The following is a 12,500-nucleotide window of genomic DNA, read 5'->3' as shown; positions in this document are numbered from 1 at the left end:
GCCTCGATCTACTGTGGTGCGAGCGGGGGTTCCCCGGCCCGGTCCGGCCGGACGCTCCCGCCGGGACGAGCCGCAGACAACGACAGGAGAGCGCGATGACGACCCTGCCCGACCGCCCGAACACGGCACTGCTGGTGATCGACATGCAGCGCGGGGTGGTGGACACCGCGCATGACCTGGAGGCGGTGACCGCGAACATCGGGACGCTCGTCGCCCGGGCCCGCGCCGGGGCGGTGCCGGTGATCTGGGTGCAGCACTCCGACGACGGTCTGAAGTACGGCAGCGAGTCCTGGCAGTACGTGCCGGAGCTGGTCCGCGAGGAGGCGGAGCCCGTCGTCCACAAGAACTACGGCGACTCCTTCGAGGCCACCAGTCTGGAGGCCCTGCTCGCCGAGCGGGGCGTCGGCCATGTCGTGGTCACCGGCGCCCAGACGGACATGTGCATCCGCTCCACCCTGCACGGCGCCTTCACCCGTGGGTACGACGTGACGCTGGTCGGCGACGCCCACACCACGGAGGACCTGACCGCGTACGGCGCCCCCGCCCCGGCCCTGGTCGTCGCCCACACCAACCTGTACTGGAAGGAGCAGCGCGCGCCGGGCCGGCGCGGGAGCACCGTCGGGACGGCGGAGGTGGACTTCGCCGTCGGAGCCGACGTCTAGCGGCGCGCCCCGAACACGCCGGGAGCGGCTCGCCGGGCCGTCGGCGGTGTCCCGCAGAACTCGGCCTCGACCACGGCCTCGGGGTTGCCGGTCCAGTCGCCGTCGAAGTTGAGGGCGAGGGAGTGGCGGCCGTCGGCGGTGGTGACGGCCACGGAGGTCGAGCCGTGGATCCCGCCGTCGTGGCCCCAGATCCGGACGCCGCAGCTCAGCGTCTCCTCCAGGAGGCCGAGGCCGTAGCCGCCGTTCGGGGCTCCGTCGACGGCGACCGTCGACTTCATCTCCTTGAGCTGCCGGGGCGGCAGGAGCCTGCCGCGCAGGAGGGCGCTGTAGAAGCGGTCGAGGTCGGCGCTGTCGGAGATCATCTCGCCCGCCGAGGAGGCCATGGAGGGGTTGAGCGAGGTGACGTCGTAGGTCGGTCCGGTCGTCGTGTCGGCCAGCTTGGAGTACGCCCTGCTGTGCGGGCCGGGGACCGTCGCCCGGGTGCCCGGCAGTGACGTGGCGTGCAGCCGGAGGGGTTTGATGATCCGGTCGCGGATCTCCGAGGCGTAGGAACGGCCGGTGACCTTCTCGATCACCATGCCCGCCAGGACGTAGTTCGTGTTCGAGTAGTTCCAGGACGTGCCCGGGGCGAAGTCCGGCTCGTGGGCCATCGCGACGGCGACGAGCTGCTGCGGCGTCAGCGTGTCGTAACGGTGGCGGAAGAAGCCGTCCTTGGCGAAGTGCGCGGCGACGAAGTCCTCGTCGGTGGTGTAGTTGAAGATCCCGCTGGTGTGGTTGAGGAGCTGGCGGACCGTGATCCTGGTGCCGTCGTTGCCGTTGCCGTGGACCACGCCGGGCAGCCAGGTGTCCACGGTGTCGTCCAGTGACAGCCGCTTCTCCGCCTCCAGCTGGAGCAGGACGGTGGAGACGAACGTCTTGGTGATGCTGCCGACGCGGTAGCGGTCGGCCGCGGAGCGCGGTGCGCCGGTCCGCAGGTCTCCCACGCCCGTGGTGGCGGACCAGGTGCCGTGCCGGTCCACGGCCGTCGCCGTCACCCCCGGGACACCGTCGCGCACGGCCGCCTCCATGGCCGTCCGCGTCGGTGTGTGGCCGCCCCGCGCGGGCGCCGCCGCCGCGACGCCCGCCTGGGTCACGGCGACCCCCGCGACGATCGCCCCCACCAGTGCCGTACGTACCTTCATGTCGTCCCCGTCTCGCTGTCGGACTCGGTCGGGGGAACGGACCGGAGGGGGCGCCGGCGGGTTGCCCGGACGGCGCGGGTTGATCCTTTTTCGGCCTTCCGGAGGATCGGCCCTTCGCCGGGGTCAGCCGGTCGCCGGGGTCAGCCCTTCTTGAGGATCAGCTCGGTGTTGCGGTCGCGGGAGGTGCCCGCGAGGTCGGTGCGGGCGCCGGGGGCGTTGAAGGAGAGCTCGCGGTACAGGGCCGCGAGGCCGGTCTGGGTGAGGTCGGAGAAGTCCGTGGCGTGCGGGGCCGAGGACTCGATGAGCGTGGTGAACAGGGAGAGCGTGCCGTCCTTGTTGTCGACCAGTTCGATGACGCGGGCGAGCTGGGGGAAGTCCACGTGGGAGGCGGTGCTGATCTCCCAGAAGGACCGGTTGCCGGCGGCGGCGTGCGGGACGATCTCGTTCTTGTGGGTGTGGCCGTTCACCCAGGCCAGGGTGTTGGGGTACTTCGCGAGGAGGGCGACGACCTCCTGGCCGCCGTGCCGCTTCTCGGCCGGGTGCGCGGGGTCGGGCTGGGTGTTGCGCATCGTCTTGCTGGTGTGGTGGCTGAAGACGACGACGTAGGAGTCCGCGTTCTCGCGCAGCGTCTTCTCCAGCCAGCGCAGCTGCGCCGTGCCGATGGAACCCTCGTAGTGGCCGCCGGGGTCCGTGGTGTCGAGGCTGACGCCGATGACGTCGTCGGCGATGCGGAACGTGTAGTACTGGGTGCCCGCCGAGAGATTGGCGGAGGAGTAGCCGTGACCGATCGGGCCCGGTCCGGTGTTCGCCGGGTCGAGATGGGCCTTGATGTACTCGGCGGGGGTGAACGGGGCACGTTTCGCGTCGGGCGTGACCGAGCGCATCTGGCGGGTGTGCGCCCTGAGCAGGTCGTGGAACACGGCGCCCTTCGGGCTGGTGCCGTTCTTGATGCTCTTGGCGAGCGCGCTGCCCGTCGCGGGGTCCAACGACATCAGCTTCTTGCCGCCGACGGCGAACCCGGTGAGGTAGGAGTCGCCGCGGGCTCCGTAGACGCCCATCAGGAGCGCGTCGTGGTTGCCGACCGTGGAGTACCAGGGCACGTTCAGGCCGGGACTGCGCAGCTCTCGGATGGCGGCCGCCAAGAAGCCCTGGATGCGCGGGAAGCCGAGCTGCTTGTCGACGTCGCGCAGGGCCGCGTCGGGCTGCCAGTAGCCCTTCAGGCCGCTGGACTGGACGCCCTCGTAGTGCCGCGGGTCACCGCTGTTGGGGGTGATGCGGCCCCCGCTCATGACCTTCAGGAACCACTCGAGCTCCGTCTTGGAGTTGTTGTCGGTGTTGTCCCCGGTGGTCATGACGAAGTGCAGCGGGGAACCGGTGACGGGAGCTCCGTGCAGCGAGTTGACGCGCTCGACCAGCGAGACCGCGCCCGCGACGGTCAGCGCCTCCTGCGGGCGCCAGGCACCCTTGTTCTGGGCGCGCAGGAACTCAGGGCGCAGCGGGTGCTGGGCGTCGACCAGGTGCAGGTCGGTGAGCTGCACGAACGCGGCGAGCGCGGTGCGCCGGTCGGCCCGGCCCGTCTTGGCCGCGGCGAGTTCGTCGCGTACGACCCGCTTCCAGCCGGGGCCGTCGCCGAGGCGGCGGTAGCCGGTGGAGCCGGAGCGCGGGGTGGCCACGCTGCTGAGGGTCGTGCCGCGGGTGTACGGGGCGAACGTGGCCGGGACGGTGCGGCCGGCCGCGGCCTGCCCCTGGGAGCGGGCCAGCGAGTCGGCGACGGGCGCCTGGCCGGCGGTCGTGGCGTGCGCCGGGGCCTGCGGGCGCAGGGCCAGGCCGAGCCCCGTGGTGAGGGACACCGCTCCGGTTGCGGCCAGCAGCGTGCGGCGGTTGAGGGCGGGTACGGTGGCGACAGAGCGTGTGCGCGGCATGGCGCGGTCTCCCCGAGTGCGAACGCGGCGGCAGTGGCCGCGGGGTGTTCGACTGGCGAACTCCCCGCTTCTACTGGATCGTTGGCACTGGGGATGACCTGCGCGTTAACTGGACGGCAACGGGCGACGCCGATCACCGTACGTCGATCTCGGCGCACCCTGGGCGTCCATGGAGTGCCCTCCGAACGGCCGGTGGGGGGTCACTCCGTGTTCATCTTTCGGGGTAGGGGAGGTGGAACCGGCGGGTGGATCCGGGGGGATCCGGGTGTACGGCCCGCCCGTTCAGGGGGTCGCCGGGTTGGCCGGGGAGTAGGCGGGCGGGGACCAGCGCAGCGGGCTGGCGGCGGGGGTCTCGACGGCCCCGGCGAGGGTGAAGCGGACGGTGCGTCCGCCGTCGGGGGTGAACTCGGTGCGGGCCGTGCCGGTGAGCTGGAGCACCCTTCCCGAGGTCCAGTCGAGGAAGAGCAGGCCGGCGCGCGGGTCGGCCGTGAGGTTGCCGAGGCTCAGGAACATGGAGTTCCCGGGGTAGTCGCGCCAGCTGAGCCGGCCGGGCGAGTCGACGTGGACGAAGCCGGGGTTGCCGCCGCGGTGGCTGGCGTCGGCGCCGTGCGGGTGGACGGTGGCGAGGAAGAAGGTGTCGGCGGCCTCGACGAACTCCCGCTGGGAGGGCGTGAGTTCCGTTCCGCGCCGGGGAACTCCCGCCGCGCGTCCGGCGACCGTCTCGTAGGTCTCCCTCTTCTGGAGGTACTTGGGGCAGTTGGCGAAGACCTGTTCGGCCTCGACCGCGAAGCCGCGCGGACCCGGCCGGACCCGGCCGTTGAGGCGCATCCGGCGGCGGGTGCGCGGGTCGAGGGCGATGGTGCCGACGGCGGTGCCCTCGGCGGCGAGGGCCGCGGTGAGCGGATCGCCTGCCGGGAGGCCGCCCGCGACCGAGATCCGGTGGGCCCCGGTGGCCCGGACGAATCCCGGAGCCCCGGTGAGCAGCGAGGCCCAGACCCCGCCGCCCGCCGGATCGGGGTCCCGCTCCGCCCCGGTGGCGCTCCCGGGGGCGGCGGCGCCGACGACCAGCATGGGCTGGAGTTCGAGGAAGGCCGCGGCGACCGGGCGGATGCCCTGGCCCACGGCCCGGCCGACGTGGTCGGCGAGGTCCCGTACGCCCACGCGGTCCTGGATCGCCCGCGAGCCGGAGTGATACGTCATGACCGCTCCCCGAGCTAGAAGAAACCGCAGGTCGGCGCGGACGCGTGCGGTGCCGGGGCGTCTTCGGCGCCGCTCGCCGCGAAGATCTCCAGCCGGGTGCCGTCCGGGTCGTGGAAGAAGATGCCGCCCGAGGCCGAGCCCTCGCCGTGGGCGACCAGGCCGTCATGGGCGAAGGTCACTCCGTACGCGCGCAGGGCGGTCTCGTACTCCCTGACCCGCTCGACGGACTCGGCTTCGAGGGCGAGGTGGTGCAGGCCCGCGAGACCGCCCTCGTAGGCGCCGCCCGCCTGCTGCCAGAGGGTGAGCACGGGGAGGCCGTCGCCGGACAGGGGGCCGAGGAACGCGTACCGCCGCTCCCCGTCGCCGCCCTCGCCCCCGCTCTTGCCCTCGCCGAGCACCCCGAATCCGAGGACGTCGCGGTAGAAGGCGAGCGAGCGGTCGAGGTCGGTGACGTTCAGGCCGACGTGGCCGGTGCGCAGCGTCATGACGGTGCCTTTCTGCCGGTGGCCGCCCCATCGAAGGGCTAACCCTTGTCATCGACTTTAGGAGTTAGAATCGACAGCGTCAACCGGTGACCTACCCTTGAGCGGTTAGCAGCGAAGGGAGACCCCCATGTCCACCGGCCCCGACCCCCGCCCGCTCACCGGCGAGCCGGTCTCGCTCGACCTGCTCAACACCCGCTGGGTCCAGGAGGGCGCGGTGCGCGACCTGCTGGCCGACACCGGGGGTCTCGCGATCTGGCTGGCGGGCAACGGGCTCGGCTTCCCCGCCGACGACACCGTCCTGCGGCACACACTCGAAGCCCGCGACGCCCTGCGCGCCGCCGTCGACACCCCCCGCACCCCGGCCGGCGGACAGGACCCCCGGTTCCCGGCCGAGGCCGCCGCCCGCGTCGACGCCGTCCTCGCGCACGGACGCGTCCGGCTGACGCTGACCGAGCGGGGACCTGGCGGGACACCGGAGTTCGACGACCCCTCCTGGGGACCCGGCTGGCTCGCCGCGCGCGACTACCTCGACCTGCTGGAGACCGCCCCCGACCGCATCCGCCGCTGCGCCCACGAGGCCTGCGTCCTGCACTTCTTCGACACCTCGCGCAACGGCACCCGCCGCTGGTGCTCGATGGCGGCCTGCGGTAACCGCGCGAAGGCGTCCCGCCACTACGCGCGCACGAAAGAGAGCTGAATCGACAAAGCGAGACGCCGGGGCGTCCGCGATATCCCCTCATAGCGTGTCATCGACGGCATGACGTGTGGCGGAAGTACGCCATGCGTTCATCCCTGCTTGGTCAACTCTCCCCAAACAACTGCCCCTTGGGTAAAGCTGAGCGGTCATCCGGGCTCACATTCCGGACTGATGCGACCGGTCCCACAAGAAGCGCCGGAACCGGCCGTTCCACGCTCGTTCCTTTACCTACAAGGGATGCAGATGATCTCCGACCCCCAGCGCGCACCCATATCGGGCGCGAGACGCGTGGCCCGCCTGGCCCTGGCAGCGGGCCTGGTGGCCGCGCTCTCCGCGGCCGGGCCGATACCCATGGCCTTCTCCGCGGACACGGGTGCGCCCGCCGCCGATCCCGGCACCAAGTCCGCCGCCGCCAAACTCGGTTCGAACGACGCCGACCTCCTCGCCGAGGCCAAGGCCAACGGCGACAAGAACGTCACGATGATGATCGCGACGGCACCCGGCCAGACCGAACAGGTCGCCGAGGAGCTGAACGCCGTCAAGGGCGGCTCGGTGGGCCGCAGTTACGACAAGCTCGGCTACGTCCGCGCCACCGTACCGACGAGCCGCGCGGACTCGGCCATCGCCGCCGCCGCCAAGCTTCCCTCGGTGCACGGGATCGACCTGCGCCAGGAGATCGCGCTGGACGACCCGGCCCCGAGCGCGGACACCGCCAAACACGGCAGCAACGCCTCCACCGCCGCCACCTACCCCGGTCCCGGCAAGAACACCCCCGCCGAGAACCCGTACAACCCCTCCTTCGAGACGGGCGCGGTCGACTTCGTCAAGGACCACCCGAAGGCGGACGGCCGGGGCGTCACCATCGGCATCCTGGACTCCGGTGTCGACCTGGGCCACCCCGCGCTCCAGAAGACCACCACCGGCGAGCGCAAGATCGTCGACTGGGTCACCTCGACGGACCCGATCCTCGACGGCGACGCGACCTGGCGCCCGATGGTCACCCCCGTGGCCGGGCCCACCTTCACGTACAGCGGCAAGACGTGGACGGCGCCGGCGGGCTCGTACGAGATCAGCACCTTCCGCGAGTCGGCGACGGCGGGCGGCGACGCCGCGGGCGACGCGAACCGCGACGGTGACACCACCGACGCCTGGGGCGTGCTCTACGACCCGGCGGCGGGCACGGTCACCGTCGACCTGAACAACAACAACGACTTCACCGACGACACGCCGATGAAGCCGTACAAGGACGGCTTCCAGATCGGCTACTTCGGCACCGACAACCCGGCGACGGACGTCGTCGAGCGGCAGCCGTTCGTCGTCGAGATCCGCAAGGACGTGCCGATGGACCCGTACGGCGGGTCCTGGATCGGCAAGAAGGCCGACTTCGTCAACATCGGTGTCATCGAGGCCGAGCACGGCACCCACGTCGCCGGCATCACCGCCGCCAACGGCCTGTTCGGCGGGAAGATGAACGGCGCGGCCCCCGGCGCGAAGATCGTCTCCTCGCGCGCCTGCACCTGGACCGGCGGCTGCACCAACGTGGCGCTCACCGAGGGCATGATCGACCTCGTCGCCAACCGCGGTGTGGACATCGTCAACATGTCCATCGGCGGTCTGCCCGCGCTCAACGACGGCAACAACGCGCGCGCCGAGCTCTACACCCGGCTCATCGACACCTACGGCGTCCAGCTGGTGATCTCCGCGGGCAACTCCGGACCCGGCGCGAACACCATCGGCGACCCGGGCCTGGCCGACAAGGTCATCTCGGTCGGCGCGACCATCTCCAAGGAGACCTGGGCCTCCAACTACGGCTCGCAGGTGGAGAAGAAGTACGCGATGCTGCCCTTCTCCTCGCGCGGCCCGCGCGAGGACGGCGGCTTCACCCCGACGCTGAGCGCGCCCGGCGCGTCCATCAACTCCACCCAGACCTGGATGCCGGGCTCCCCGGTCGCCGAGGCGGGCTACACCCTTCCGGCCGGCTACTCGATGCTCCAGGGCACCTCGATGGCCTCCCCGCAGGCCGCGGGCGCCTCGGCGCTGCTGCTGAGCGCCGCGAAGCAGAAGGGCATCAGCCTCACCCCGGCCACCCTGCGCACCGCGCTGACCTCGACCGCCCACCACATCAAGGGCGTTCAGGCCTACGAGGAGGGCGCGGGCCTCATCGACATCGGTGACGCCTGGGACGCCATCAAGGACGGCGCCACCGCCCACGACTACACGGTGAAGGCGCCGGTCGACACCGCGATCGACTACGCGCTGAAGACCCCGGGCTTCGGCACCGGCCTGTACGACCGCGAGGGCGGCCTCAAGGCCGGGCAGCGCAAGACGTACGACATCACCGTCACCCGCACCTCGGGCCCGGACCGGCCGGTGCGGCACGAGCTGTCCTTCGCCAACAACGCCGGCGACACCTTCCGGATCCTCGGCAAGGACGAGGTGAACCTGCCGCTGAACCAGCCGGTCACCGTCAAGGTCCAGGCCGCGCCGCGGTCGGCCGGGCTCAAGAGCGCGATCCTGGAGGTCGACGACCCGCGCACCGAGGGCGTCGACAAGCAGATCCTGTCGACCGTCGTGGTCTCGACCCCGCTGAAGTACACCTACAGCGCGTCGGGTTCGGTGCAGCGCAACAGCACCACCTCGTACTTCGTGACGGTCCCCGCGGGCGCCAAGTCCCTGGAGGTCGCGATCGGCGGGCTGAAGGACAAGAGCCAGACCCGGTTCATCGCGATCCACCCGTACGGCGTCCCGGTCGACAACACCAGCACCCCGTACTGCTACAACAACTACCTCGACGGCAACGGCTGCAAGCCCGACGTGCGTTCGTACGCGGACCCGCAGCCCGGCGTCTGGGAGGTCGAGGTCGAGGCGCGCCGCACCTCGCCGCTGCTCGACAACCCGTACAAGCTGGACGTCGCCGTGCTCGGCGCGGCCTTCGACCCGGCCGTGGTGACGGTCCCCGAGGCCAAGGTCGGCACCCCGGCCACCGCCTCCTGGACCGTGAAGAACAACTTCGCCGCGCTCGACGGCAGGCTGAAGGGCGGCCCGCTCGGCTCGTCCAAGAACGCTCGGCCGACCATCACCGAGGGCGCGACCCAGGTCACCACGGTGGACGTGCCCGCGGGTGCCTCTTCGCTGGACGTGGCGATCGGCAACGTGTCGGACAACGCCGCCGACCTCGACCTGACGGTGAAGAACGCCGCCGGGACCGTCGTCGGGCAGTCGGCGGACGGCGACTCGGAGGAGGCCGTCTCCATCGCCAACCCCGCCGCCGGGACGTACACCATCGAGGTCGCGGGCTACTCCGTCCCCTCGGGCTCGACCGCCTACGACTACCGGGACGTGTTCTTCTCGACCGCGCTCGGCACGGTCTCGGTGGACGACTCGACCCCGGTGAAGCTCGCCACCGGCGCCTCGGCCACGGTGTCCGGCTCGGTCACCGCCGCCGCGGCGGCGCCCGAGGGACGCGAGTTCTTCGGCCAGGTCCAGCTGGTGAACGCGCGCGGCACGGTCGCGGGCCTCGGCAGCGTGAAGATCGACAAGGTCACGCCGTAGCGGTGTGACCCCCGGCCGCGGGAGCGGCCCGGGGATCCGGGGCGGGCGTCCGGCGACGGACGCCCGCCCTTTCCCGTGCCCCCGCGCCCGGGGTCACTCCGCGCACCTCGCGTCCAGGGACTCGGGCAGCGCCTTGACGATCCAGGACCGCTCGCGGGCGATCGCCTGCTCCCCCGTGGTCCAGATGTCGGGCGTCGAGGCGTGCCGCTGGATGCCGATCAGGGCCTCCTCGCCCCGGTGCAGCCGGGGGACGACGTTCCGGTCCATCAGGAAGGTGACCTTCCGTTCGCCCGTGGCCGGCTTGTAGTAGTGGTAGACGTCCAGGGTGACGCGGTCCCGCGTGGTGCCGGGGACCGGGGTCACCCCGGTGACCGTGCCCTCCACGAGGAGCCGGGAGCAGGCGATGTAGCCGGGGGCGCTGAGCGAGGCGCGGCTGCCGCTGTCCGCCTTGGCTCCGGCGGCGGCGCTCTTCTCGTCCGCCCTGTCCCCCGACCCCTGCGTCACCAGCCGGCCCAGCCCGACGACCATCGAGGCCACCGCTGCCGCGGCCAGGGTCCCGGCCCCGACGGCGAGGGCGACCCGGAGCCGTGAGCGCCTGCCCGGGCTGCTCCCGGGGCGCCCGTCGCCGTACCTCCGCGACGCCGGGGATCTCCCGCCCCCGCCGGGCCTCACGGAGCCGCGGACGCTCCGGGACCCGCCGGCCCGCCCCTCCGTCCGCCCGGAGTCCGCCAGCGCGTCCCCGATGACGACCAGCTGCTCCCTGAGCGCGTCCAGGTCCGCGGCGGCCGCCCGGTGCTCGGCCATGAACAGGACGTCGTGGCGGGCGCCCTCGGGCAGCTCCTCGTCCGTGATCGCGGCCAGCAGCGGGTCCAGACCTTCGTACTCGGCCACGTCACACCACCTCGTCCTCGTGCAGGCGGGCGCGCAGGGCGCGGACCGCCGTGTGCAGCCTGCTCTTGACCGTGCCCTCGGGCACACCGAGCTCCTCGGCGATGTCCCGCACCGGCAGATCGGCGTAGAACCGCAGGACGAGGACCTGGCGCTGTGCGTCGGGCAGTTCGTCCAAGCCCTGGGCGACGGCCAGAGACAGCACGCTGGTCTCCTCGTCGGAGGGCCGGTCCAGCTGGCGCAGCGAGGCCAGCCGCTCGCCCAGCCGCTCCTGCCGGCGCTTGGCCCGGTGCCAGTCCATGGCGAGGTTCGAGGCGACGACCGCGGCCCAGGCGGACACGTCCCGGGGCGCCTCGTCGCCCTTGGCGGCCCGCTCCAGCAGCCGCAGCCGGACCTGCTGTACCCCGTCCGGCAGGTCCGCCTGCGGCACGCCCCCGAGCGCGAGCACCGCCCGCACCCGGCGTTCCTGTGTCGCGTCCAGGGGATCGTCCGCCCCCGCTTCCCGACGTGGCCTTCTCCGCAGCACAGCCACCCCTCCCCTCCCCGCGTCCCCTCTACGACGCCGGCGCCGGGCGAAACGTTCGGTCCTGTGCGAGTCGTACGTCACACCGGGTGTACGGTCGCGCCGGCGTCCGCACCGTACGGCTTGCGGTGCCTCTCCGTCACCGGGCCATTTCTTCGTACCCGGACGCCCCGGCGCCGCAGGATCGGGCTCCGCGGCGCGCCCGGCCGCGTCCCAGCCTGTGAGCCGCGCGACGAAAGGATTGGACACGCGGGCCCCGGTCAGACGCATGATGGAAGCGCTGGACCACGTAGAACGCACGTCAAGGGAGTCGCCGTGAGGGTCGGAATCGTCGGAGCCACCGGGATGGTCGGCACAGCCATGCGCAAGATCCTCGTGGAGCGGGACTTCCCGGTCGAGGAACTGCGTCTGTTCGCCTCGGCCCGCTCGGCCGGGACGGTCGTCGACGGGGTCACGGTGGAGGACGCTTCCACGGCGGACTACTCGGGCCTGGACATCGTGCTGTTCTCGGCGGGCGGCGCCACCTCCAAGGCGCTGGCCGAGAAGGTCGCCTCGCAGGGCGCCGTCGTGATCGACAACTCCTCCGCCTGGCGCAAGGACCCCGAGGTCCCGCTGGTCGTCTCCGAGGTGAACCCGCACGCGATCGCCGACCGCCCCAAGGGCATCATCGCCAACCCGAACTGCACGACGATGGCCGCGATGCCGGTCCTCAAGCCGCTGCACGAGGAGGCGGGCCTCGAAGCCCTGATCGTCGCCACCTACCAGGCGGTGTCCGGCTCGGGCGTCGCCGGTGTGGCGGAGCTGCACGGCCAGGCGCTGAAGGTCGTCGGCGAGGCCGACGCGCTCACCCACGACGGCGAGGCGGTCGACTTCCCCGAGCCGCAGGTCTACAAGCGCCCCATCGCCTTCAACGTGCTCCCCTTCGCCGGTTCGCTCGTCGACGACGGTCTGAACGAGACGGACGAGGAGCAGAAGCTGCGCAACGAGTCCCGCAAGATCCTGGAGATCCCCGGCCTCAAGGTCTCCGGCACCTGTGTCCGGGTCCCGGTCTTCTCCGGCCACTCCCTCCAGGTGAACGTCCGGTTCGCCCGCCCGATCTCCGCCGAACGCGCCACCGAGCTCCTCGCGGGCGCCCCGGGTGTCGTCCTGTCCGACATCCCGACGCCCCTCCAGGCCGCCGGCAAGGACGCCTCGTACGTCGGGCGCATCCGGCAGGACGAGACCGCCGAGAACGGCCTCGCGCTGTTCGTCTCCAACGACAACCTCCGCAAGGGTGCCGCGCTGAACGCGGTCCAGATCGCGGAGCTGGTGGCGGCCGAGCTCAACGAGGGCTGACACCCGCGTCCACCACACGCCCGAGGGGGCGGGGGCCCGCCGGGGCCCCCCCCCC

General features: G+C 72.1%; 10 protein-coding genes. 4 read left to right on the top strand and 6 right to left on the bottom strand.

The window, feature by feature from the left end:
- Nucleotides 1-95: 95 nt before the first annotated feature.
- Nucleotides 96-662 (top strand): cysteine hydrolase family protein, encoded by a 567-nt coding sequence (locus ACFWI4_RS26595; RefSeq protein ID WP_387200869.1) that lies wholly within the window; start codon nucleotides 96-98, stop codon nucleotides 660-662.
- Here the strand turns inward: ACFWI4_RS26595 and ACFWI4_RS26590 are convergent.
- From ACFWI4_RS26590 to ACFWI4_RS26575, 4 genes are all read right to left on the bottom strand, one after another.
- Nucleotides 659-1,843: a serine hydrolase domain-containing protein gene (locus ACFWI4_RS26590; protein ID WP_387200866.1), complete on the bottom strand. Its 1,185-nt coding sequence runs from the start codon at nucleotides 1,841-1,843 to the stop codon at nucleotides 659-661. The two genes, ACFWI4_RS26595 and ACFWI4_RS26590, sit on opposite strands and share 4 nt — an antisense overlap.
- 140 nt (nucleotides 1,844-1,983) lie before the next feature.
- Nucleotides 1,984-3,765, bottom strand: a complete 1,782-nt coding sequence (locus ACFWI4_RS26585) for a TIGR03767 family metallophosphoesterase (RefSeq protein WP_387200863.1) — start codon at nucleotides 3,763-3,765, stop codon at nucleotides 1,984-1,986.
- Between the two features lie 282 nt (nucleotides 3,766-4,047).
- A complete protein-coding gene (locus ACFWI4_RS26580) occupies nucleotides 4,048-4,965 on the bottom strand; it encodes a pyridoxamine 5'-phosphate oxidase family protein (RefSeq protein ID WP_387200860.1) in 918 nt (305 codons plus the stop codon).
- Between the two features lie 14 nt (nucleotides 4,966-4,979).
- Nucleotides 4,980-5,450 carry a VOC family protein gene (locus ACFWI4_RS26575; protein ID WP_387200857.1) on the bottom strand — a complete coding sequence of 157 codons (471 nt, stop codon included), beginning with the start codon at nucleotides 5,448-5,450 and terminating at the stop codon, nucleotides 4,980-4,982.
- Nucleotides 5,451-5,577: 127 nt separating this feature from the next.
- Here ACFWI4_RS26575 and ACFWI4_RS26570 point away from each other — a divergent pair, with 127 nt between their 5' ends.
- Entirely contained in the window at nucleotides 5,578-6,147 is a 570-nt protein-coding gene (locus ACFWI4_RS26570) for a CGNR zinc finger domain-containing protein (protein ID WP_387200854.1), read from the top strand.
- 243 nt (nucleotides 6,148-6,390) lie between these two features.
- On the top strand, nucleotides 6,391-9,699 hold the full coding sequence (locus ACFWI4_RS26565) for a S8 family serine peptidase (RefSeq protein ID WP_387200976.1): 3,309 nt from the start codon (nucleotides 6,391-6,393) through the stop codon (nucleotides 9,697-9,699).
- A 93-nt stretch (nucleotides 9,700-9,792) separates the two neighbouring features.
- Here the strand turns inward: ACFWI4_RS26565 and ACFWI4_RS26560 are convergent, their stop codons facing one another.
- Together ACFWI4_RS26560 and ACFWI4_RS26555 are read right to left on the bottom strand one after the other, a co-directional pair.
- Complete coding sequence (locus ACFWI4_RS26560; protein WP_387200851.1) at nucleotides 9,793-10,590, bottom strand: hypothetical protein; 798 nt, start codon at nucleotides 10,588-10,590, stop codon at nucleotides 9,793-9,795.
- Nucleotide 10,591: 1 nt separating this feature from the next.
- Nucleotides 10,592-11,119, bottom strand: a complete 528-nt coding sequence (locus ACFWI4_RS26555; RefSeq protein ID WP_387200848.1) for a sigma-70 family RNA polymerase sigma factor — start codon at nucleotides 11,117-11,119, stop codon at nucleotides 10,592-10,594.
- 306 nt (nucleotides 11,120-11,425) lie between these two features.
- On the opposite strand from ACFWI4_RS26555, the gene ACFWI4_RS26550 reads away from it, so the two are divergent.
- On the top strand, nucleotides 11,426-12,445 hold the full coding sequence (locus tag ACFWI4_RS26550) for an aspartate-semialdehyde dehydrogenase (protein WP_387200845.1): 1,020 nt from the start codon (nucleotides 11,426-11,428) through the stop codon (nucleotides 12,443-12,445).
- Nucleotides 12,446-12,500 lie beyond the last annotated feature (55 nt).

This window comes from Streptomyces sp. NPDC127038, from assembly GCF_042725875.1.
Classification (GTDB): domain Bacteria; phylum Actinomycetota; class Actinomycetes; order Streptomycetales; family Streptomycetaceae; genus Streptomyces.
This window is presented reverse-complemented; position numbering and strand designations above follow the sequence as displayed.

Bases quoted from the DNA above. Each gene is read 5' to 3' on its own strand.
- ACFWI4_RS26595 (WP_387200869.1), top strand. From the start codon at position 96: ATGACGACCCTGCCCGACCGCCCGAACACGGCACTGCTGGTGATCGAC.
- ACFWI4_RS26590 (WP_387200866.1), bottom strand. From the start codon at position 1,843: ATGAAGGTACGTACGGCACTGGTGGGGGCGATCGTCGCGGGGGTCGCC.
- ACFWI4_RS26585 (WP_387200863.1), bottom strand. From the start codon at position 3,765: ATGCCGCGCACACGCTCTGTCGCCACCGTACCCGCCCTCAACCGCCGC.
- ACFWI4_RS26580 (WP_387200860.1), bottom strand. From the start codon at position 4,965: ATGACGTATCACTCCGGCTCGCGGGCGATCCAGGACCGCGTGGGCGTA.
- ACFWI4_RS26575 (WP_387200857.1), bottom strand. From the start codon at position 5,450: ATGACGCTGCGCACCGGCCACGTCGGCCTGAACGTCACCGACCTCGAC.
- ACFWI4_RS26570 (WP_387200854.1), top strand. From the start codon at position 5,578: ATGTCCACCGGCCCCGACCCCCGCCCGCTCACCGGCGAGCCGGTCTCG.
- ACFWI4_RS26565 (WP_387200976.1), top strand. From the start codon at position 6,391: ATGATCTCCGACCCCCAGCGCGCACCCATATCGGGCGCGAGACGCGTG.